The 23,612-nt window shown below is 45.9% G+C and carries 17 protein-coding genes and 1 pseudogene; 15 read left to right on the top strand and 3 right to left on the bottom strand.

Going from position 1 to position 23,612, the window contains the following annotated elements; genetic code table 11:
* Positions 1-181: 181 nt before the first annotated feature.
* The 3 genes and pseudogenes from MKX42_RS20800 to MKX42_RS20790 form a co-directional block, all read right to left on the bottom strand.
* A pseudogene (locus MKX42_RS20800) lies at positions 182-832 on the bottom strand (M15 family metallopeptidase); the annotation flags it as partial.
* A gap of 233 nt (positions 833-1,065) precedes the next feature.
* Positions 1,066-2,163 (bottom strand): sensor histidine kinase, encoded by a 1,098-nt coding sequence (locus tag MKX42_RS20795; RefSeq protein WP_340754204.1) that lies wholly within the window; start codon positions 2,161-2,163, stop codon positions 1,066-1,068.
* A complete protein-coding gene (locus tag MKX42_RS20790; protein WP_340754203.1) occupies positions 2,156-2,851 on the bottom strand; it encodes a response regulator transcription factor in 696 nt (231 codons plus the stop codon). Before MKX42_RS20790 ends, MKX42_RS20795 begins: the two co-directional genes overlap by 8 nt.
* 240 nt (positions 2,852-3,091) lie before the next feature.
* Here MKX42_RS20790 and MKX42_RS20785 point away from each other — a divergent pair, with 240 nt between their 5' ends.
* The 15 genes from MKX42_RS20785 to MKX42_RS20715 all read left to right on the top strand — a co-directional run bounded on the left by MKX42_RS20785 (position 3,092) and on the right by MKX42_RS20715 (position 23,516).
* The gene (locus MKX42_RS20785) at positions 3,092-3,964 is read left to right on the top strand and encodes a sensor histidine kinase (RefSeq protein ID WP_340754202.1); all 873 of its coding nucleotides are present in this window, start codon (positions 3,092-3,094) and stop codon (positions 3,962-3,964) included.
* Positions 3,933-4,598: a response regulator transcription factor gene (locus tag MKX42_RS20780; protein WP_340754200.1), complete on the top strand. Its 666-nt coding sequence runs from the start codon at positions 3,933-3,935 to the stop codon at positions 4,596-4,598. The genes MKX42_RS20785 and MKX42_RS20780 overlap by 32 nt, the downstream gene beginning before the upstream one ends.
* Positions 4,599-4,636: 38 nt before the next feature.
* A complete protein-coding gene (locus MKX42_RS20775) occupies positions 4,637-5,287 on the top strand; it encodes a DUF1775 domain-containing protein (protein ID WP_340757751.1) in 651 nt (216 codons plus the stop codon).
* A gap of 320 nt (positions 5,288-5,607) precedes the next feature.
* A complete protein-coding gene (locus tag MKX42_RS20770) occupies positions 5,608-7,035 on the top strand; it encodes an FG-GAP-like repeat-containing protein (RefSeq protein WP_340754198.1) in 1,428 nt (475 codons plus the stop codon).
* Between the two features lie 58 nt (positions 7,036-7,093).
* On the top strand, positions 7,094-8,800 hold the full coding sequence (locus MKX42_RS20765) for a discoidin domain-containing protein (RefSeq protein ID WP_340757750.1): 1,707 nt from the start codon (positions 7,094-7,096) through the stop codon (positions 8,798-8,800).
* 40 nt (positions 8,801-8,840) lie between these two features.
* On the top strand, positions 8,841-9,527 hold the full coding sequence (locus MKX42_RS20760; protein ID WP_340754196.1) for a hypothetical protein: 687 nt from the start codon (positions 8,841-8,843) through the stop codon (positions 9,525-9,527).
* A 258-nt stretch (positions 9,528-9,785) separates the two neighbouring features.
* A complete protein-coding gene (locus MKX42_RS20755; RefSeq protein ID WP_340754194.1) occupies positions 9,786-11,774 on the top strand; it encodes an RHS repeat protein in 1,989 nt (662 codons plus the stop codon).
* 210 nt (positions 11,775-11,984) lie between these two features.
* A complete protein-coding gene (locus MKX42_RS20750; protein WP_340754191.1) occupies positions 11,985-12,275 on the top strand; it encodes a PA14 domain-containing protein in 291 nt (96 codons plus the stop codon).
* A gap of 48 nt (positions 12,276-12,323) precedes the next feature.
* On the top strand, positions 12,324-13,778 hold the full coding sequence (locus MKX42_RS20745; RefSeq protein ID WP_340754189.1) for a PA14 domain-containing protein: 1,455 nt from the start codon (positions 12,324-12,326) through the stop codon (positions 13,776-13,778).
* A gap of 38 nt (positions 13,779-13,816) precedes the next feature.
* The gene (locus tag MKX42_RS20740; protein ID WP_340754187.1) at positions 13,817-15,073 is read left to right on the top strand and encodes an NBR1-Ig-like domain-containing protein; all 1,257 of its coding nucleotides are present in this window, start codon (positions 13,817-13,819) and stop codon (positions 15,071-15,073) included.
* A gap of 482 nt (positions 15,074-15,555) precedes the next feature.
* Positions 15,556-20,664 (top strand): RHS repeat domain-containing protein, encoded by a 5,109-nt coding sequence (locus MKX42_RS20735; RefSeq protein WP_340754186.1) that lies wholly within the window; start codon positions 15,556-15,558, stop codon positions 20,662-20,664.
* A gap of 1 nt (position 20,665) precedes the next feature.
* Positions 20,666-21,031, top strand: coding sequence for a hypothetical protein (locus MKX42_RS20730; RefSeq protein WP_340754184.1), 366 nt, complete (start codon positions 20,666-20,668; stop codon positions 21,029-21,031).
* Between the two features lie 248 nt (positions 21,032-21,279).
* Positions 21,280-21,729 (top strand): hypothetical protein, encoded by a 450-nt coding sequence (locus tag MKX42_RS20725; protein WP_340754182.1) that lies wholly within the window; start codon positions 21,280-21,282, stop codon positions 21,727-21,729.
* Positions 21,730-21,859: 130 nt separating this feature from the next.
* Entirely contained in the window at positions 21,860-22,477 is a 618-nt protein-coding gene (locus tag MKX42_RS20720; protein WP_340754179.1) for a helix-turn-helix domain-containing protein, read from the top strand.
* Positions 22,478-22,610: 133 nt separating this feature from the next.
* Positions 22,611-23,516, top strand: a complete 906-nt coding sequence (locus MKX42_RS20715; protein ID WP_340754177.1) for a hypothetical protein — start codon at positions 22,611-22,613, stop codon at positions 23,514-23,516.
* The last annotated feature ends 96 nt before the right edge of the window (positions 23,517-23,612 follow it).

Below are 23,612 nucleotides of genomic sequence, written 5' to 3'. Positions count from 1 at the left end.
TAGATTGTAATGTTATATGGCTTAGTCATTAAGGATATACCGTCATAATCACACCGTTCATATTGTCGCCAGAGAATTCAATGTGCTGGGCGTCAGGGGTGGGAACTGGAGTGTTCCCGTTAACTTCGATATAGGAAATCTGATATTCGACGCCGTTAACGGTAGTGGCGATCGACTTCTGCTCCTTAAGGAATTCAAGGTATTCTTCCAGCGTAAAGTTCTTGTCGCGCATAATCACACTGTGCGGAAGTCCTACATACCGGAAATGCCAGGGCTCATACTTGATGCCGGTGATATCTGTTTTATCCTCAGGATAGCGTAGAATGAAGCCGTAATCCCATGCATTGTCCCGCAGCCATTGCCCTTCAGGGGCATGGCTCATGGCCATTTGGGAGGAGCCGATGTCAAGCGACAAGCCCAGGTTATGCTCGCTGTATCCGGGCGGAAGAGCGTAATCTGCTCCTTTTTCCTCATATAACTGCTTCTGCTTCTCATTGTCCCGGTAGCCGCTGCTGATCAGGAAGCTGTTGATGTCCTCCCCGGCTGCGGCGTGTACCATCTTGGTGAATTTCTCTGCCACTTGCTTGGAGAGCAGCGTTTTGTGATCAAGCAGCACGTAGCCGGAAGTCAGCTCTTCATAATCGGCTAGCCTTACAATATCCGCGCTGACACCCGAGGGCTGAACGGGATAATCCTTGTTGACCAGGAGCAGGTTCCCCTGATAGATCTGGCCCTTCGGGATCACTGTCAGATTCTTCGAACCTTTATCTGTAGAGACTTGTACCGTCTTAATATTCAGGTCTTCCTTAGCATCCTCTTGATCTCTGGACATCCACTCATAACCGACCAGTAAGGCAATCACAATTACCAATAACCATTTCTTCATGTTCTCTTCCTCCTTGTTTCAATGACTTAAGCATAGAGGAGTGTGTTTAAATAGAAGTGGGGGAAAGATAAAGTTTTTCTTAAAACGTCTCCGCTTAAAGTGTTCCAGCTTGAAATGTACATGCAAAAAAAACCGTCCTTCTAAAAGGACGGCAACACTTCGGCTATAGCTGGAGCAGACTAGTGGATCAGACCCGGCAGACGGACCTCGAAGAGCGTGCGGATCGTGTCACTCTGTACGGAGATCGTCCCCTGATGCTGCTCGACGATATTTTTGGCAATGAACAATCCCAGCCCGGTACTGCCTTCCTGATGGGTTCGCGCCCGGTCGCCCGTATAGAACATATCGAATAGAAAAGGCAGGTCCTCCTCAGGAATCCTGTCTCCATAGTTGATGACCTGGACAACGACCTGCTCACCCTCCGGGTAGCAGCGGATATCGACATAACGGCCGTCTTTGCCGTAACGCACCGCATTGGTCAGCAGGTTCTCGAACACCCGGGCCAGTAGTTCCCCGTCCCCGGTAATTTTGAGCTGCGGAGTGACCTCAATCCGGGCCGTCAGCCCGTTGTTCTCCAATAGAGGATACAATTCCTCGATCAGCTGGACCAGCAGCTCGCTCAGATCAAGGGGGCGCTGCTCCACGGTAAGCATGCCGTAGTTCATCCGGGTAATCTCGAACAGCTCATCGATCAGCTTTTCCAGCCGCTGTGATTTGGTGTAGGCAATCGTGGTGTAATGTTTAACTTGTTCGGCGGTTAATTCTCCGTCCTTCAGCACCAGATCCAGGTAGCCGAGTACAGAGGTCAGCGGAGTCCGCAGATCATGAGCCAGATTCAGCACCAGCTTGTCCTTGCTGTTCTCCGCGAAGTCCCCGCGTTCCACCGCTTCTTCGAGTTTGTCTTTGGCCTGGTTAAGATCGGCGGCAATATCCTCGAATTCATCGTTAGAATGGATTTGAATCCGGCTTTTGAAATCCCCGTTAGCCAGCAGGCGGATATGGTGCGAGATTTCTTTGAAATAGCGGGCATACGGCTTGGTGAACAGGAAGAAGAACAGCAGCGCCAGCGGGATGAAGAAGATCAGGAAGAAATTCAGGTCGCCGAAATCGGCAATCAGATAACGGAAGCGGGTCAGCTTGTCTTCATACTTCACCTGAGAGGTATAATACATTTGCAGGCTTTTGTAGAGTACAAAGGTAATAGCGCCGGAGCAAATCATGCTGAGTACCAGCAGTGATATCATTTTGAAGCGGAAGCTGCGGACAAGTTTAGCCATTGAACGTGTACCCCACACCCCAGATCGTTTTGATCCATGTATTTTTACTCTGGTCATCGCCCAGCTTTTTGCGCAAGGTGCGGATATGGACCATCACGGTGTTCCCGCCTTCATAATAAGCCTCACCCCAGATTTGCTGAAAAAGCTGCTCGGCGCTGAATACTTTCTTAGGGTAGCTGGCGAGCAAATACAGGATATCGAATTCCTTCGGCGTCAGCTCCACAGCATTTCCATACAAGGTCACGGAACGGCGGTCCGGATCAACGATCAGCCCCCCGGCTTCCACCACGGCCTTCTGCTCGGTAACCGGCTGGTTAAGCTTCATGGAACGTCTGAGCTGCGCGTTCACTCTGGCGACCAGTTCCATGGGATTGAAGGGCTTGGTCATATAATCGTCAGCACCGATGACAAGACCGGTGATTTTATCGAGATCCGAAGTCTTCGCGCTCACAAAAATAATCGGCAGCCCATGCTGCTCCCGGATCTGCCGGGTCACTTCATACCCGTCTAGCCCGGGCATCATAATATCCAGAATCGCCAGGTCGATATGCCTGGACTGGATGACCTGCACCGCCGCCGGGCCGTTTGTAACCTTTATGGGGTGGTAGCCTTCTTTTTCCAAATGCAGTCCGATCAGATCGGCAATCTCGGGATCATCGTCGGCGATTAGAATCGTAATCCGTTTCATTTCATTATCTCTCCTATAGTGTCAGCATGAATGTATACTTGATTGCATGTCACTCCTAGTGTAACCTATCGGATATGGTTTCGCTAACTGTTATGATAGGAAGATGGGAGCTATCGAGGGGACGATTTAACTTTTAAATACTTAATTCTGTAACAAATGCGGACGGGCATAGCCCTAAAGAGTCATGCCGCCGGTCACCCGGAAATGGTAAAATAACGAACAGAAATTAGGGAGGGAACTGTGACGTATACCCGAATTAAAGTGCTAATCCTGCTGATTCCAACGGTCATGGTCGGCATCTGGGAATGGGTGAGACATCAGTTCCTGATGCCGTATATCTCCATGGACACAGGCAACTTCTTAACACCTGTATTGGTATTTCTGTGCAGTATTATTCTGCTGCTGCCGCTCTTTCGCCTCATGGAGCGCAATCAGCGGGAGCTGGAGCAGGAGCGGGCGGCCACCGGAGCGATGGAAGCACGGGAGGCGCTGGCAAAAGAGCTGCATGACGGCATGGCCCAGTCCCTGTTCCTGCTCTCTGTGCGGATCGACCGGCTGGAGCACAGCCGTAAGGACGGCGGTATCAGCGCGGACAGTGTGGATCAGATCAAGAAGACCGTTCACGAGGTTAACCGTTATGTACGTCAGGCTATTGCCAATCTGAAGGTGCCGGTGAGCGGCGCGGAGAGCTTTTCGCTGGAGCGTTCTATCCATGAGCAGCTGGCGGCCATAGCCGGAGAAGTCATGATCGAGGTATCCCTGGATTGGCATCTGGAAGAGCAGGCGCTGACACCGGCCGAACAGGCAGAGCTCTTATCCTGCATTCGCGAAGCGATAATCAACGTGCGTAAGCACACACGTGCAGGCAGGGTATCCGTATCAGGTCAAGGGAATGAGCACGGCTGGCGTGTAACCGTTGCAGATGACGGTGCGGGGATTGAGCATGATGATCCTTTTGCGGTGAGCGGCAGCTATGGCCTGCAGATTATGAGAGAACGGTGCCGCAGTATGGGCTGGGCGCTTAGGCTTCACTCAGGAGCGGACGGAACCACTGTAGAAATTGTAAAAGGGGGTGCGCAGGATGGAACGCTGCCGGGTGCTGATCGTCGATGACCATGCGCATGCACGTGAAGCGATGACCGAGATTGTGGGACTGGATGAACGGTTTGAAGTGATCGGTGCGGTGGCCAGCGGAGCGGAGGCGATCGTCTGGACCGGGCAATGGATGCCGGACCTGATCCTGATCGATATCGAGATGCCGGGAATGGACGGTCTGGAGACCACGCGGCGCATTAAGCTGGAATATCCGTATGTCCGGATTGTCATCGTCACCGTGTCGGATGAGATCTCTTATCTGTTCGAAGCGCTTAAGCAGGGGGCGCAGGGGTATCTCCTGAAGAACCTGGCCCCGTCTACCTGGATCGAATATCTGCTGGCGATTGTGAGCGAAGAGGTGCCGCTGAGCCGGGAGCTGGCGTTCCAGATCCTGAAGGAGTTCGCGCTCACCTCCGTCAAGGAGGAGCGGGAGGCATTAACGGCGCGGGAGAAGGAGATACTGGGCTGTGTATCCTCCGGGTCCACCAATAAGGAGATTGCCGCCACCCTCGGGATCTCCGAGCATACGGTCAAGAATCACCTGAAGAACATTCTGCAGAAGCTTCAGCTTCAGAATCGTACGCAGCTCACAAGATACGCCCTGGAGCAGGGGCTGGCTTCACGGGAGCGGGATTTTCCGGGGAAGAGATAGGCATACACAAGAGAGAAGGGGAGATTCCATTGAATAGAATGTTTCGCAAAATAGCCGCATTGGCCGCACCGGCAGCCGCCGCACTACTGTTGTTCGCAGCTGTGGCGAGCGCCCACGTAACCGTTAGTCCTGCACAGTCCAGCACGGGGGCCTGGGAGACGTATACCCTGAAAGTACCGTCTGAAAAAGAAAGCGCCACCGTCCAGGTAGATCTGCGGATTCCGGCAGGCGCGGAATTTAAGCAATACGAAGCCACTCCCGGCTGGGAGGTAACAGTGGACGGGAATAAAGTAAGCTGGATTGCCAAGGACGGCGGCATCCAGGCCGGACAGTTCCAGCGCTTCTACTTCACAGCCAAGAACCCGGACTCTGCAGGCGATATTGCCTGGGATGCCTATCAGCACTATGCCGATGGCAGCCTCGTGCAATGGTCCGGCGAACCCGGCTCAGAATCCCCGCATTCCATCACCGCCATCGCTGAAGCCTCCGGTAGCGCCGGCGGCGGCCACGGCCACGGTGCCGCAGACAAGTCCGGCAGCGGCACCATGACCATGGACGAGCATCAGGCCATTGTGGAGAAGGAAGGCACCAGCACCGGCACCTCGCCGATGCTCTACATTACCCTCGGCATCTCCCTGGTCTCCTTCCTGCTGGCAGCGATTGCTTTGCTTCGGGGGAAGACGGAGTAGGCTGGAGTGACTTGTATGGAGAGAACCCCGCAGCAGATGTGATGTCTGCTGCGGGGTTTTTGTTTTGGTATGGGTGCGGCGCTGGTCCGGGCTGTTGTCTGCTGTACAGGATGCTAAGTGGACAAACAACATTTATTTACGATTACACGCATTTCTTTTTATCCCCTAAATCAAATTCTTAGAGGATTATAGCCTTTTCGGCAATCTCTGTAAATTATAGAAGTCTCCATTCTGATAATGTGACTAAAACAGTACGCAATCGACAATATAAGTTGTATTTCGACGAAATACAACCGTTTAAATGTGCGGGGCGGTAAATTATGATGAGTGAGGAAGTCATTCAATTAAAGAGAGGGCTTAAAACTAACATGTACTTCAAAAAACACAAAACACTATTTCTGGTCAGCACTATACTTTGTTCATTTATTATCAGTACAAATACTTCCGCAGCTGGAGCCTCCAATCTGAATAAGCATATCGGCTACGTCCCATGGAGCTGGAGCACAACTAGCCGAATGATCGATGACAATAGTCAGATGTGGTTTGAGGATGTTAACGGGGACGGGAAGAAGGATCTAATCTCCAAGGGCGAAGCAGGAGCCTGGAATGCTGGAGTTGTATACGTTGCCTTAAGCACCGGAAAGGGGTTTCAGCCTTGGACGTGGAATTCCGGTTCCCGTATGATCGACGACAATAGTTCGATGTGGTTCGCTGATGTGAATGGGGATGGTAAGGCTGATCTTATCACAAAAGGTGAACCAAGGGCCTGGAATGCCGGTGTCATCTACGTTTCTTTGAGTACAGGGAATGGCTACCAGCCTTGGACCTGGAACTCTGGTGTACGTATGTTTGATGATCACAGTCCAATGTGGCTTGAGGATGTGAACGGGGATGGCAGAGCAGATTTAATTTCAGTTGGACAGGCGGGGGCCTGGAACGAGGGGCGAATATACGTATCCTTAAGCACAGGAGCAGGCTATCAGCCTTGGACCTGGACGTCCTCAATCAAAATGCTCAATTCTCTAGATACAGCATGGTTTGCAGATGTGAATGGGGATGGTAAGGCTGATTTGATCACAAAAGGGCAGCCGGGCGCAACCAATGCTGGTCAGATGTATGTCTCTTTAAGCACCGGCAGCGGTTATAATCCATGGACCTGGACATCTGCATCACGGATGGTTAATGACAACGATGTTCAGTGGTTTGCAGATGTGAATGGAGACGGCAAAGCCGATATGATATCCAAAGGTCAGCCCGGAACAGCCAATGCTGGATATGTGTTCGTGTCATTGAGTAATGGAACAGGCTATGCGTACTGGACCTGGAACAGTGGCAAACGAATGATCGACGACAGCGGAACCATGTGGTTCACAGATATTAATGGAGATGGTAAGGCCGATATGATATCGGTAGGGAAAAATGTGGGTTATAACGATGGCTGGTTGTACGCCTCCCTGAGTACTGGAAGTGGCTATCCATACTGGACCTGGAACTCTGGGAGTAGAATGATTGATAGTAATGATCTATGGTTCAGCGATGTGAGCGGCGACGGAAGAGGGGACTTGATCATTAAGGGAAGCGGCAGGGAAGCAGGTTTTGTTCGTGTTGCAGTCAGTACGGATCCTAATCAAATTCAGTATGAGTATAATGCAGCAGGCCAACTTCTGCGTACTACTCTGCCGGACGGATCAACAATCCAATATACATATGATAAGAACGGGAATTTGCTGAAAGTGGAAAAGAAATAATCAATTTTACACGACATTCTATCATTATGATTCTGGGGGTAGCAGACTAGATTACACAATAGATTCAAACAACAATAGTTTCTATTATGTATATGACCGTAACGGGAATCTCAAACGAAAGATTGCTTCTACAGGATACACTGTTTTCACTTCTTCTAGTATAGAGGGCTGGGAGCCTTACAAACTAAGGGACAACAATGCAGCAACGGTATGGTCAAGTGTAAATAGAGGTAACGAAGACGATATGGAATGGGTAGCTGCTGACCTAGGCACAAGTGGTATTGTAGGCGGGGTCGAATTAACTCCAAGGGGGAAGCTGTCTTTTCCGGTTAACTTTAAAATACAGTCTAGTGACGATGCAGTGGCTTGGACAGATATTCCTGGTCAGAGCTATAACAACTTTGTTAATAATGGTTCAACGCATTCTTTTCAGTTTGAAGCACCGGTAATTGCAAGATACATAAGAGTATATGCCACAAAGTTGGGGAAGGACGATAACGGACAATTGTATTTTCAACTTGCTGAAATTAAGATTATCCCTTCTACCGTTGCGACTTCATCCACAACTGGCGGCTGGCCTGCGTCCAGACTGGTGGATCAGAATGCTACAACAAACTGGTCAAGTGTAGCTCGTTATCCAGCTGAGAGTACAGAGTGGATCATTTTTGATTCTGGGAGTACTCAGATGATAGGAGGAGTTCAGTTATATCCAAGAGGAACATTGGGATTTCCTGTTGACTTTAAAATACAGAGCAGTAGCGATGCTAAGTCTTGGACAGATATCCCGGGACAGTCCTACACAGGATATATTAACAATGGATCTGTTCAATTCTTTAACTTTGATGCCCCTGTTATTGACCGCTATGTAAGGGTATATGCTACAAAGCTTGGTACAGATGACAATGGAGTATACTATTTTCAGCTTGCTGAGATTAAGGTCAATTTGTCAACTGTAGCAGTGTCTTCTGCAATAAATGGGTGGCCTGCGTCCAGATTGGTCGATCAGAATGCTACAACAACCTGGTCAAGCATAGCGCGATATCCGGCTGAGAGTACAGAATGGATCGTCTTAGATTCTGGGAGCATACAGATGATAGGAGGAGTTCAGTTATATCCAAGGGCAACATTGGGATTTCCTGTTGACTTTAAAATACAGAGCAGTAGCGATGCTAAGTCTTGGACAGATATCCCGGGGCAGTCCTACACAGGATATATTAACAATGGATCTGTTCAATCCTTTAACTTTGATGCCCCTGTTATTGACCGCTATGTGAGAATTTATGCAACCAAACTTGGGACGGATGATAATGGAGGATACTATTTTCAGCTTGCTGAGATTAAGGTCAATTTGTCAACTGTAGCAGCTTCTTCTGCAATAAGTGGCTGGTCCGCATCTAGAGTGGTAGACCAAGACACTTCAACCATGTGGTCAAGTATTGCACGCTATCCGTCAACAAGTACAGAGTGGATAGCTGTAGATTCCGGTATGCTCCAAAAAATTGCTGGCATTCAACTGATTCCAAGAGCAACATTGGGATTTCCGGTCGATTTTAAAATACAAAGCAGCGTAGACGGTAAAGTTTGGACAGACGTAAAGGGACAGTCTTACACCGGCTATGTTAACAATGGGAATATTAAGACATTCACCTTCGATGCTCCCATCTTGGCACGGTATGTACGTGTATATGCGACCAAACTGGGTACCGATGATAACGGAGGATTTTATTTTCAACTGAGCGAGTTCGGGATCAATAAATCTAAATAATACAAGAGTATCTATTTTAACCTAAGAATCGAGGAGTCTAATGCGTAAATTTTTATCTGCAAATCCATTTGTTTTCACAATTGTTCTCTTAATGCTTTCTTTCACTATTTTGAATTCTGCGTCTGCGGCTACCTTCTACTATTATGATGCTAATGGTAGATTGGGACAAAAAAGTGAATTGACCGGAGACACGGAACGCTACTTCTACGATAACAATGGGAATCTAGTATCTAAGAATTCTGGAGAACCGTATTTTGAATTACAGACAGCCTTCGGTTCCAAACAAGGAGAGAACAACTGGTACTACCAGCTATGGGACGGAGTCCAATACAAGGACATGACATGGGACCCGGCTGAATTAAGATGGAGAGGGGAACAAAACTGGAACATCGTCAGCAAGGATTGGATGCATCCAGAAGGTAATGATGCTGTGCTTAAATGGGTTGCACCTCAAACGGGTTCGATACGCATCGCAGGAAGAGTTGCCAAACACCCGGTTAACTTGCAAGGGGACGGGGTTCGCGTGAAAATCATGAAAAACAGTACCCAAATTTGGCCCTCAACAGGTTGGCAGAGTATAAAAGGCGAAGATGCTATTGGAGTGACGGCGAACCTGAATATTAATGTGACAAAGGGAGATTCCATCTATTTTATCGTCAACCAAAATGGTAACTATGAGTATGATGCTACCAAATGGACTCCATCTATAAATTATACTTTGCAATAGTTTAATCATTAGACACCATGAGACATATTGTATGGATAAATTTAATTTAATATCGAACCACATATGAGTATCTACTCCATGTGGTTTTTTAATGTGGATAATTGCTCCCTTTTCCAAAAGTCTAATTCTAAAATCTAAATGTGGCTGAAATATTACTCAATCGACAAAACAAGTTATGATTCGATAAAATACAACCATTCTCAACCTTGGTTAACTCCCTTATGATGGGTGAGGAAGTATAGGGGGAGAGTGGATTTGTTGAAAAGCATCAAATATTCTGTTTGCAGTTTGTTTATTTGCTTTGTGATCTTCACAGTTTTATTTAGTCCGGGCAAGGTCTTCGCTTCAGAGAATATTATAGTGGCCAACGAGTCCTTTGAACGGGGTACTTATTCGGGGACGAACTATCTGCCTATTCAAGGAACAATTACAGGTGATCCGCAAAAAGTAGTGAGCGGGAAATACTCAGCTCTGCTGAGTTCTCTTTCTACAGACGTATGGAAGGAGTTTAACTATACGGATTCCAATCAAGTTAAATTTGAGAAGAACACTACATACCAGGTAACGTTTTCGTATAAATCCGTTGATATGCAGCCGCTGGATTCCAACCGTTTTTTCTATTTTCTTGCCCGAAGTACGGATGGTCAAGAGGATAAGGGCTTTACTTCTTGGAATGATACAAGCGGAAGTACAGGGATTAGGACGATAACGTTCACCACCGGCAACAAGGAGAACTATTACTTGATTTGGGGCATTCATGCGGGAGGAAGCTTGGCGCTGGATGATATTCAGATCGTAAAAGCAGTCTCATCCCAGAGTGAGGGCTTCGAGAAGGGAACGTATAATCAGACATCATTTTTGCCGGGCTCCGGCCGTATCACCAATGATCCAAATCTAACCGTGAGTGGGCAATATTCAGCTTATTTGAGTTCATTACATAACGAAGATTGGAAAGAATTTTCCTACTCTGATTCGAATCAAGTGAAGTTTGAGCGAAATACTACATACCAGGTAACCTTTTCATATCAGTCTATTGAGATAGCTACAGCAGACAGTAATCGCTACTTTTATTTTTTGGCAAGGAGCACAGATAACGCTGAAGATAAAGGATGGACAACCTGGAATGAAGCCAGCGGGAGCAAGGGAAGCCGTACTGTAACTTTTACCACGTCGAATAAAGATAACTATTATCTCATTTGGGGCATTCATGCCGGTGGAGCACTTTCGATTGATGATATTGAAATCACCAAGGTCAGTGAGTCGTTTGAGAAGGGAACTTTTGCAGGCACTCGTTACCGGGCAGGCTCTGGTGTGATTACCAAGGAACCGGCAAAGGTCATCAGCGGGCAATATTCGGCTTATCTTGCATCCCAACAGAATGAGGAATGGAAGACTATTCTCACCACAGATCCGACTACATACCGCTTCGAAAAGAATACCACCTATACCGTAACCTTTTCTTACAAGCCGCTGGATATGGACCCGATGAACCTTGGACGCTGCTTTTATTTTTTGGCGAGAAGCATGGATGACCAAGAAGATAAGGGCTGGACCACATGGAATGAAGGCATCGGAAGCACCAAGAGAAAAAGTATAACATTTACGACCGGGAACAAGGATAATTACTACCTGATCTGGGGGATTCGTGGGGGTGGGGTGATCTCGCTAGACGATATTACGATTCATAAAGATAGTGAATCTTTTGAGAGAGGTACTTATAGTGGAACGGATTATATACCTGCATCTGGAATCCTCACCAATGATCCAACCAAAGTAGTGAACGGAATGTATTCAGCATACCTGAATTCCCCGCAAACGATAGAATGGGCAAATCTGATAGCGAGTAATAGCAGCCGATTGAAGTTACAGAAGAACACCACGTATACTGTGAGTTTTGCTTATAAGTCTATTGATATGGAACCTCAGAATCCTAACCGGCATTTTTATTTTTTGGTGCGGGGGCTGGACAATGTTGAAGTTGTAAACTGGACAAGCTGGAATGATAGCAACGGATCAAGCGGAGTGAAGACGGTTACTTTTACCACTGGAGAGCAGGAAAATTATTACTTGATATGGGGCATTCGCAATGGGGGTGCTCTTTCCATAGATGATATTATCGTTAGGCAGTTAGCAACCTATCGCTATGATAGCGGCGGAAGATTAACGCAGATCAGAACTCAGGATAATAGAGTGGTGCGGTATTCTTATGACAAGAACGGGAACTTGGTGAAGACTACTGTGGATTGAAGGTGCAAATTGATTACACATGGAGAGGAAAATGGGCAGATTGAAAATGCTAAAGCGATTTCTAGTATCCTTCATCGTATTCACGCTGATTTATTATACAGGAGGAAGCTTAGTGTATTCCCCAGACCAAAGTAATTCTGTTGCAGCAGCGGCTGGTACCAGCGGGCTACAAGGGGAGTATTACGATAACATTAACCTGACGGGCACAAGTTGACACGGATAGATGCAAACGTGAATTTTGGCTGGGGATTAGGCTCTCCTGATGCGTCTATTGAACCCGATACGTTCTCTGTAAGATGGACAGGCTCCATTAAAGCCAAATATAGCGAAGTGTATACGTTCCATGTTATAGCGGATGATGGGGTCCGTCTATGGGTGGATGGCCGTCTGATTCTGGATAAGTGGGTAACCCAAGCCAGTGAACTGACAAGTCTGCCTATTACATTAAAAGCCGGACAAAACTATGATATTCGGTTGGAGTATTTCGAGAATGGCGGGTGAGCAACAGCGATATTACAGTGGTCAAGTGCCAGCCAAGTCAAACAGGTTGTGCCGCAGGCACAATTCACTCCACCTGTAGAATCGTCGCTTACTGGTCTCAAAGGGGAGTATTACGACAATATCGACCTTACCGGTCTTAAGCTGACACGAACGGATGCAAACGTGAATTTTGGCTGGGGATTAGGCTCGCCCGATGCCACCATGGGGATTGATACTTTTTCAGTAAGGTGGACAGGCTCTATTAAACCTAAATATAGCGAAACCTATACGTTCCAGGTAATAGCAGATGATGGGGTCAGATTATGGGTGGATGGCCACTTAATCCTTGATAAGTGGATAACTCAAGCTGGTGAACTGACAAGCCAGCCCATTACATTAACCGCTGTACACAACTATGACATCCGTCTGGAGTATTTCGAGAATGGCGGGGGAGCAACAGCGATTTTACAGTGGTCAAGTGCTAGCCAGGTGAAACAGGTTGTGCCGCAAAGTCAATTGCATCATCTGCCGGATGTCCAAGGGGTAGGGTTAAAAGGTGAATACTACGATGATCTGGAGATGAATGAGTTAAAACTGACCCGTACCGATGCAAACATTAATTTCAATTGGATAGAGGGTTCGCCGGATAGCCAGATCGGGCCGGATACCTTCTCTGCCAGATGGACAGGAACCATTAAACCAAGGTACAGCGACAACTATACCTTTTATCTTAATGCTGACGATGGGGTACGTTTATGGATAGACGGCAAGCTTGTGCTCAATCGATGGGTTAATCAGTCAGATCAATTCCGCAGCAACTCTATCCCACTGGTTGCGGGCAATCAATACGACATTCAGATTGAATATTTTGAGAATCTGGGCGGAGCAGCGATTGGGCTTTTGTGGGAAAGTCCTACCCAGACGAAGGAGTTCATTCCCCAAAGTCAATTATATCCTCCAGTGGAGAGTTCGGGCGTAGGTCTGAAAGGTGATTATTATAGCAACATGGAATTGACTGACCTGAAGCTAACACGCACAGATGGAGGGTTGAGTTTCGGATGGGGAAATGAGTCTCCAGATTCGAGCATGGCAGCAGATAAATTCTCAGTCAGATGGCAGGGGTTAATCCGCCCTTCATCTAGCGGGACATACACATTCTACGCGAATTCAGATGATGGTGTTCGCTTATGGGTAAATGGTCAGTTGCTTATTGATAAGTGGATTCCCCAGGCCAGTGAATTAACGAGTCTTCCAATTGTCCTGATGGAAGGGCAGAATTATGAGATTAGAGTTGAGTATTTTGAGAATGAGGGCGGTGCGTCCTTTGGCTTATCGCGGTCCGGTGAGCACCAACTGAAGGAGATTGTCCCACAGTCCCAGCTATATCTGCCATACCCTACCTATTCTCCGGTGGAATACCTTTATGATTCTAATGGTCGGCTCAATTCTATGCGTCTCTCAGATGGTAGTATGGTGCGTTATGAATATGATGCCAATGGGAATCTGATCAAAGTCTCGAAATAATTTGAGTAAGTCCTATAAGACAATTCTCTGGAGGTAATATGCAAAAGTATTGGAATAAAATCAGCCTATTGTTCATCTTGCTGCTTAGCTTCTCGGCGGTGTTGGTTCCTTCAACCACTCATGCTTCGGGCAGAGGGGCGATAATTCTGCACCACACAATCCCTTCGATGATGCAAGCGGGAGTCACTTATCCAGTGAGTGTGACGGTTCGTAATGATAGCTCAGAAGTCTGGTCAGAGCAGAATCTATTTCGGCTGGGTGAAGTGGGGGACAGCGATCCATTTTCTTATGGGAGGAAGTTTATCCCTAATAGACAGGGTGTCAACCCTGGACAATCTTTCACTTTTTACTTCAATATGACCGCCCCGGCCACAACTGGAAGCTATATTACCGATTGGAGAATGGTGAAGGAGCATGTCGAGTGGTTTGGAGATACGGTGACCGTAAATGTCTCTGTTGTCTCTAAGATACCCTCCAGTTCAGCTACACTGATGGATGAGAATATCCCGTCTGTCATGGCCAAAGGGCATAAGTATCCAGTCACTTTGTCCTTCCGCAACGATGGCGGAGATACGTGGTCGAAAGAGACTTGGTATAATTTAGGGGGTGTAGGTGATCAAGATCCGTTTGCGTATGCCAGGCAAATGATCTCTGATGGAAGAAGAGTGAAGCCAGGAGAAGTTCAAAGTTTTACTTTCATCATGCAGGCGCCGGCTGAGACCGGAACCTATATGACCGATTGGAGAATGGTTCATGACGGGGTCACTTGGTTCGGTCAGACTTTCACGAAAAATGTCCAAGTCGTAGAGGGGACACGTAACGCCAGGGTGATCACACATACGATTCCTTCTACCATGGAAGTAGGACAAACCTATAATGTGTCTGTAACCATGCGCAACGAGGGTGAGACATCCTGGTACGAAGAGGGAACCGCTCCAGGAATGTACCGATTAGGGGCGGCCGGGGACAATGACCCGTTTGCCCAAGGACGTTATTATTTGCCTCCCGGCACCATTATTAGACCGGGTGAAGAGTATACTTTTGCTTTTACAATGACAGCTCCTGCTGTACCAGGTACCTATGTTACCGATTGGGAAATGCTGCAGGAGCACCTAACCTGGTTTGGCGAAACGCTGGTGAAGTCGGTTACGGTTATTGATCCTTCTAAAACCAATACATATACGTATGACTCCTCTGGAAGACTTCAATCGGTGAAACTTACTTCTGGGAAGACCGTTTACTATGACTATGACGCAAATGGGAATTTGATTCTAAAGCGGGTTAGAACGAACTGATTTACGAAATTTTTACCATTATAATTAACACAAGACAGGGGAGTTTTAGAGTGAAGTCTAACCAAAAAGCAAAATCATTGTTCATTTATGTCCTATCCTTGGCTATACTATTTAGCGGATTTCCTAACCTTATGGGGAGAGCGTCAGCTAATCCTGCTATGACAACTGCATCCAGAAGCACAGCAGAATTAGCCAAAGGTAGTCCGTCTCCCTCACCAGTACCCTCAGGACCCTCCGATCTATTCCTGCCCCAAAATCCTGAGCCGACCATAACACCAGGAGCCCAAAGGAATGCACCCTCCCAGCCCTTGATTGCAGACGAGGTTGTTTCTGTAACTCAAGATGCTTATGATATCAACCTGCTGCCTGTAACTCAATTGAAGAAGAAGATTCTTCAGAAGAAAGAACGGTTGCAACCAGCCCTGACGGGTCTGAAAGCTAAGGGGATCTTGTCGAGTGTACCTGATAATGAGGATCTAGACTTGAAACAAGCAGATATTGAACAACTTGTTCAAGCGGGAGCCTCCAAGATTGATGTGTACTGGCTGAACCTGCTGGTGATGGGGCAGACGAAGTGGACGGCCATCGAACTGTTGAGATGGAAGCAGGATAAACAAGCATCCTGGGAAGACATTCAAGCCACACTGGATCACGAAATGCAGACGCTCCATGTTCCTACAGTTGGAGAAGATGTATACGACCCGAATTCACTGCAGCAGGAAGCGATTGGAAGATTCACAGTGCGTTCCTCGGTCTATGAGCCATCAAAGACGGAGATGAATTTCAGTGCAGATCCGTTATCGGTGATGTCGATTACCGCATTTGATGCGGCAGTCTCGGGTGTGATTGATAGAGGAGCCATAGAGGCGCAAATCAATCAGGTCCAAAAACCACAATTCAGTGACCGTAATACCTCCAGTGAAACCATTGATCCTGTGGCGGGAAGTGTGACCCGGAAAGAAAGTCTGCTTCATTTGCCAGGCGTGGATGGGCTGGATTTGAATGTGGGACTGATGTACAACTCTAATCAGGGGACTCCTTTTATCTATAGAACCTATTATAGCGAATACTGGCAGATGAATGAGTCCGTATATGAATACGCGACCCCTGAGTTAGGGAATGGGTGGTCCTTCCAGTTCCCATACGTTCAAATGGGAGAGAATCAAAGCTTCTATCATGACGGAAGTGGCAGTGTCTATGCCATCGGGCAACAGGGCGATGAACTCTCCAATTACAGCTACTTAATTAACTACAAAGGAAAAGATAGACGGATTATCTTTGAATCGAGGTACTCCGGCCAGTTCAATAACGGGCAAGACGAATCAAGTTATTACATGGAATATTCGGATATGAAACGGGAGTATTTCTCTTCAAGAGGCAAATTGCTTGGTATTAAAGACAGGTTCGGCAACACGATCACTTTTAGGTATTCGAATGCTGATAATGGTCGCTTGTCTTCGATTACCGATACGCTGGGTCGTATGGTTCTCTTCACCTATGAGTATAATCTTCACGAAGAACCCTTTAACGGTGAACGGGTTACCCTCCGGGTGATGAATGGGACGAATGAAGTTCAGAAGGTCATTCTCACGAAAGGCAGAGTAGCTGTGGATGTCCCGAAAAATTTTGCGCCAGCGATCAAAGTGTATCAGCCGGTTCTCTCTAGCATTACAAATTCAATAGGAGAAAGCACGTACTTTAACTATGATAATCAACTGACGCTAATCCCGAATAACGGATTTAACTTTGAGGCACTGTTAAGTGAAGTCAACTATCCGCATTCCAGCACGAAGTATAATTATGAATATGTGAGCCGGCATATGAGTAACTCCGATTCGTTTGGAGAATACCGGGCGACGTCTAGAAGTGACTATATGGGAGGAAAGGCCTATCAGCAACTCCGGTATACTTACACGGGAGATTATACGGGGAATACCCCAGAGCAGTACCCAGGTCATTTGCCGGATGATTTCCGTTACAGCACCACATCCGCGGTGATGAGTAGTACACCAAGTAACGGGCTAAGTACGACCCATACATTTGACAAAGAAGGCAGAGTCCTTCGTTCAGAGACGGTTGCCGGTAACGGAGAGAGGAAAATAACCGAAAATACAGCGTTCCACGGGTTGTTTATCCAGTCTCCCACACGGACAACGATTTCGGAATATGCCGCGCAGGACAGTGACGCTACGGCGAAACATCTATATACCGAGACAACCTATACAAGTTGGGGCCAGGTTCAGAGCCAAACGGAGCCGCTAACGGCCGAGCAATGGAATAATCCGAATCTGAAGCAGCACTATACCACTAGCTATCAGTATGAACCTACCTACCGTTTTCCGGCTTCTGTATCCAAATACCAGAATGAAACAGACAGCGTGCCTTATACAGAGTCATATTCTTACACTGCGGAAGGCCGGCCAGCAACGATTACGAATGCCAAAGGTGAACAAACTAAGTATGACTACACCTATGTGAATGAGGATGGACAACATAAGCTGGAACAGGCCGTTACCCAGACGTGGGCAAATAATCAGCGGGTGGCAAAATCGGTAGTGCGGTATGGCAGTGAGAACAACTATGCGTATCCTACAGAGCAGCAGCAATGGTTCAATATCGGGACCGCTGACGAAAAAGCTGTCACCACCAAAATGCTCTACAATAAAGACAATGGCCAGGTCATTCAGAAAACCGAGGCCAACAATCAGACCGTTACCTATGAATACGATGCTGTAGGGCGATTAAAAAAAGAAACCTATCCTGAAATAAACAACGCCAAGAGTGAACGGGTTCAGAAAGTCGTAGACTACAACTACTATAACCGGAGCTCTCCTAATTTCGATGCGACAAATGCAGGAACACAGGTATTAAAGGTCGATTCCATTACCACGGTCAACAACATTACCCGTGGCACGAGCATGAAAACCTATGCAAATGTACTGTATAACGGATTAGGTCTCGCCTTGCTGGAAGAGCATTATGATGAGAACGTGAGCAATTGGGTGTTTACCCAATATCATTATGATGATCAGGGACGTCCGGTCTATTCCATCGATCCCGCAGGAAATGCACTGACCGCCAGTTATGATTCCTGGGGCCGGCAGAATCGGGCGACGACACCGAGCGGGGATGTGATGGTCAGCGACTATGATTCGGGGTCTCGCACCGCGACCAGTTATATTCAGGACCATACCACCGGCCAGACTCTGAACTATATCCAGGAGAGCTATGACCCCTGGGGGAATAAGTTATCTGTGTCCACCTATAAAGACTGGCCGACGAAGCAACAGTCCATCAGCGAATCATATCGCTACAACATTGCCGGGCAGGTGACGGGATACACCGATCCGAATCGTAATCTGAATGAGGATGGCGTGACAACCAGTTATCAATACGATGCCTTAGGCCGGTTAATTGCCCTGAAGGATGCGTTGAATCAGACGACACGCTATAACTATGATGGTCATGGGCAATTGTCACTGGTGACAATCCAAGCCAAAAATGGGACTCCCCAGGTGCTGAACAGCAAAACGTATAACGAACTGGGTCTACTCAGCGTGAAGCAGGATGCAGCCTCCCAAAACGAAAGCTACACGTATAACAGCTCAGGGCAGTTAGCCGCTAAAACCGACCGCAATGGCAGCAGCTTCGCGTATCTTTACGATGAAGCGGGTCAACTGAAGAAGAGCACGATACAAGGGAAGATCAACAACGTAGCCCAAACGTTGGAGACCGTCATGATTACGGGGGATGGAAGTCCGAAGAAGCAGACGATCCAAACGCTGCTCAATCAGGAGGAGACGGCTTACCAGACGTTGACGAGCGATAGCTTGGGGCAAGCCCGTTCGATCTATGGGCGTTCTGGAAGCCACTACGTAGCGATTGGTAACGAGGTGGATGTGCTGGGAAGAATGACACAGATTAGCGACCAGTACATGGGCTTTTTCACCAACTATACGTATCAGCAGTCACGGGTGACTCAGGTACAGGCCAACGGGAGTGCCGCAGTGACTGGGGCAGCATCAGCTAATGCACAGTACACCTATTTCGGCAATGATCAAGTGAAGTCGATCACCTATCCGACCCTGACGGATGGCAGCACACTGAAGACAGAATACACCTACAACCCGGCACTGGGCTGGACGGAGCGGATGACCAATACCAAAGTGAGCAGTAGCCTGTCCAGTTACAGCTACAGCTATGACAACAACGGGAACCGGGTCGCTGTCAGTGAATCGCGCAACGGAGCCTCTGCCCAAACAACGAATTACGGCTACGATGCGCTGAACCGGCTGATCTCCATCAGCCGCCCAGACGGCGGACAAACGACGTATACTTATGATGTGCGGGGCAACCGCCTAACCTTGTCCGATACGAGTACCCTTAGTCTGGATTCTGCGAATACCAGCTACACCTATGACTTGCAGAATACATTAACAATCGTCACCAAAGGCGGAACCAACACTAGCTTCAAATACTACGCTGATGGAATGCGGTCCATGAAAACCAAGGGGAATACCGAAACCCAGGTGAACTACAACTTCCAGGGTCAAGTGATCTCGGAAGAGAAGCTCATCAATGGCACCATTGTAGAACAGGCAAACTTTGTCCGGGGAGACCGGGTGTTGGTGAAGAAGGATAAAAAAGCGGCTAAGGATTATTATTACTTGTACAACGGCCATGGTGACGTGGTACAGATTGTCGATACCAGCGGAACAGTCGTGAATAATTACACCTATGACGAGTGGGGGAATATTACTAGCCAGGTGGAGGGAACGTCTAACTCCTTTAAGTACACCGGAGAGATGTATGACAATGAGACCGGACTGTATTATCTGCGGGCACGGTACTATGATCCGAGTATGGGACGGTTTTTAAATGAGGATACGTATGAGGGGCAGATTGATAATCCGCTGACGCAGAATGTGTATACTTATGTGCATAATAATCCGTTGAGGTATTCTGATCCGACCGGTAATATGCCCAAAGACCTTCTTAATTTAATTTTTAGTACTTATACCAAACGAAATGATACAGCAAGAATGACTCAGACCGTTTTATCTCGAAATGGTGAAAATGGAATATATCAAGCTTTTCATGAAATTACTCAAGTAATTGCAGGGAGTGCAATTCATAAGCAAACTGGGCTTGATGTTCAACTTGAGTACCATCTTGAAAAGGATATTCCGTGGCGTCTTAACAAACATTATTGGGCTGATATTGTATCTAGCGATTATGAAATGTGGGAAGTTAAGCCAAGGAGCAACGTATTAAATCTAAAACAATCCTATGATGGTATCTATGAAAATGCTGAAGAACAACTTAATAATTATGCATCCTTAAATTCTAAGTTAATTAGGGGACAACAATTTGAAAACATATACGGAATAGAAATCGTTGATTTGCTTAGAATGAATATTACATTTCATGATAAAGGAAAAATTTTATATGATTTCTATTTAGATTTGGGGGAGGGAAAAATCATGAATTTGACTACTTTCGAGGCTGCATACTATGTACAAGCAAACTTTGACTATGGGCCTGATCTTTCTGATTTCATACAATTAAAACCGGGAAAAGGGAAGAAATGATATGAGAAAAACTTTGCTACTGTTTATTATAATGATACTAATATCGGGGTGTTCTATGAATTCAAAAAATAAAAATGCTGATAAAAATGATTTTAAACAGAGGGTATCGGAGATTCTTGAAATATTTGAAATTAATATTCAGCATGTTGGTGTCGTTCGTTCCAAAATGGATGTGCTAAACAAATTTTATGATACAAAGTATACAGGGGCTGAAAATGAGATTAAGCAGAAAGTTATGACGTTGGATATTGATTTTTTTGGCGGAATGGATTTTACAACACGTGATTCTGAAGAGAATAAAATTTTGGCTGAGAGTCTTACTAAGGATATAGAGAATATTAGAAAGATGTTAAATGAACTTGAGTAATTGAAGCATTGTTAAAAACAATAGACCTTTCAGAAATAGGATTATTTACCTTTGCCATATGCGGAATTGCTGCATATGGCTTTTGACTTAACGTTCGACATTCTAGTGTCACGGTGTTGAACTAATTGCATTATAATTTATAGCTGACAAGTGAACTTATACTCCCGTCAACTAGATTGAGAGATAACTGAAGCCAGTAACAGAGGAGGACAAATAATAGTTAAAATAGTTGAATAGGAGTGATTCAATTGGATTTTGATTACAAAAATGTGACAGTGTATATTGATAAAAATAATGATTTGTATTTTGTACCACATGGGATTTGGACAACACACGATGTTACTGCAGAAATAAATGATATTTTGGACCTTAAATATCCTTATACCTTAGAAGAACTTGAATTTGCTATAAAAGAGAGTTTCGGACGGTGCTATTCTCAGTATGTAGATAGAGATTTTCCAAAGGTTACTGCAATAGAGAAACATTTGAAAGTAAAAGGTTATAAAAAAGCAGTGAAAAAAAAGAAAATTGTTGGTCTACACTGGGATGAGGAAGGTTATCAAGTTATCCCCATTACTTATACTGTTAAAAAAGGGTATGTTCATCAAGAGGAAAAAACCTTTTTCTTGGGTAAAGAATTAAATGAGTTTTATCTAGCGGAGGCATTGCTAAAGGCAATAAGTCTTTCGGAAATCTAATTTTAATATCCATTCTTGCCACATGTGGGATTGCTGCATGTGGTTTTTCTTTTGACTTAACGTTTGACATTCTGAGTATGTCGGTATATAATAATTCTCGTAAAGCATACTGAGTATGGCGGTGATTGAGATGATCGGATTACAATTTATAGCTGACACGTTTCACATGGAGTACAAATCGGTAGCAGAAGCCATCGGGGTTTCCAAACAAACATTTCAGGACTGGATCAAAGAAAGACGGAAGATACCTGAACCACGTCTTGAGCAGTTGTCCGAGTTATTCGGAATCGAGGATAAAACGTTGTTCCAGAAGGAGTTGCTTCCATCAGAAAAGTCGGAAATTCTTATGGTTTACTTAACCAAAACGGATGAACATGAGGAAATTGAGGTTACAAACTTTGATGATGAAGGAAACGAATACACTACAACACAACACTATTCACAGCACTTTAGCCTTCTTGAGTTTGTTCAAGCAGGACAAAAAAGAGAAAGATTGATCGAACAGGTAAGTTCCTTGCTGAATGCTGATCCAATCAACGAAAGCGCAAATTTCAACCTTTTAGAAGATGCAGTTACGGTAATCCAAGAACAGAATCGTAATAAAAAGACAGCGTTGGAATTGGTCTTATATTATCTCGTTCACCGAGATAACGAATGGGGAGTACATCCAGATTATGCAAAATACGAACAGAAACAGTTCTTTGAGAAGCTTGACAAGCTGTTTGAGGAAACTGGAATTAAGCCTTAATAGGTGGTGAACACGATGAACAAGTATGACACGAGTTGAACAATAGCCCGACTCGAGCCGTTGGTTCCCGTTCTTATAACATCTCCAATCACATCCAATATATTAGACTACTAGAAATGAAAGAAGGTTCCTTGTGTTTGACACTATCATACTAAAGGCAAGACCTATTCCTATTGATCCAGATACATTGAATCAATATAGCGCTAATTCAACTACGTTCTACAGTAAAGAAACAGGTGCATTGAACACAAGCTATACGTTAAAAGATGAAAAGTTGCCATACATGAAGTATATCGAGAATAGCCAAACACTCACAGTACAAGTATCCATGCCGAAGTTTCTATATGGAGACAACGTTACGATGCTCACAGAAGCAGATATCCCCTTGTTCTTTGAACAATTGCAAGACAGGCTGCTCCAGCTCTTTGATGTGTATGTTCCACACTCTGAATGGATAATAAGCCGATGTGATGTCTGTTGCAATTTTCAAGTAGGTAAAAAGGTCAGTGAATATGTGCGGATGCTAAGTGGGCAGCAGCTTGCTTACAAGAATACAATAGCATACAACCAAGAACAGACCGTTGAATACCGGAACAAGAGCAGCAGAATTATGTTTTATGATAAGCATAAGCAGACTCGAAAGGAAGAAGAATCAAACGAGATTATTGAACGTTCTAAAGGTCTCCTTCGACTCGAAGTCCGACCTAGTGACAATGATCTGAGAAGATTCTCGCCAACGAGGAAGGCAGTAGAATTACTCCAAAAACTATTCTTTGACTATACGATGGAGAGGACACTTGCACAGATTGAGTATCCAGAGGAAGTCAGCGATATGGATTTGTCTTGGCTAATGGAGAACAGAGAAAACATATCCAAGATCGAAACTGTTCTTGGTTTCCGACTGCTGCAAAGCATGTTTGATGAATCCGTATTAAGGCAGCTTTACACATCATCTACGTATGCCAGTCGCAAAACCATGGCAAAAAAAATAGCAATCCCCCAAGGGAACTGCCTAGATCGTCTTGCTATAAATAGCTAGAAGACACATCCTCACCGACGGACACGTTATTTTGCCGATAACGATAAAAAGTCCAACATGTTGGATGAAATAAAAATAACATAGTCTCTATTGTAC

Source organism: Paenibacillus sp. FSL R7-0204 (genome assembly GCF_038002225.1).
Classification (GTDB): domain Bacteria; phylum Bacillota; class Bacilli; order Paenibacillales; family Paenibacillaceae; genus Paenibacillus_AQ.
The sequence above is the reverse complement of the archived record's forward strand: the minus strand, read 5'-3'. Positions and strand labels throughout refer to the sequence as shown.

Bases quoted from the DNA above. Each gene is read 5' to 3' on its own strand.
- MKX42_RS20730 (WP_340754184.1), top strand. From the start codon at position 20,666: ATGAGAAAAACTTTGCTACTGTTTATTATAATGATACTAATATCGGGG.
- MKX42_RS20770 (WP_340754198.1), top strand. From the start codon at position 5,608: ATGATGAGTGAGGAAGTCATTCAATTAAAGAGAGGGCTTAAAACTAAC.
- MKX42_RS20740 (WP_340754187.1), top strand. From the start codon at position 13,817: ATGCAAAAGTATTGGAATAAAATCAGCCTATTGTTCATCTTGCTGCTT.
- MKX42_RS20775 (WP_340757751.1), top strand. From the start codon at position 4,637: ATGTTTCGCAAAATAGCCGCATTGGCCGCACCGGCAGCCGCCGCACTA.
- MKX42_RS20780 (WP_340754200.1), top strand. From the start codon at position 3,933: ATGGAACGCTGCCGGGTGCTGATCGTCGATGACCATGCGCATGCACGT.
- MKX42_RS20760 (WP_340754196.1), top strand. From the start codon at position 8,841: ATGCGTAAATTTTTATCTGCAAATCCATTTGTTTTCACAATTGTTCTC.
- MKX42_RS20720 (WP_340754179.1), top strand. From the start codon at position 21,860: ATGATCGGATTACAATTTATAGCTGACACGTTTCACATGGAGTACAAA.
- MKX42_RS20795 (WP_340754204.1), bottom strand. From the start codon at position 2,163: ATGGCTAAACTTGTCCGCAGCTTCCGCTTCAAAATGATATCACTGCTG.
- MKX42_RS20790 (WP_340754203.1), bottom strand. From the start codon at position 2,851: ATGAAACGGATTACGATTCTAATCGCCGACGATGATCCCGAGATTGCC.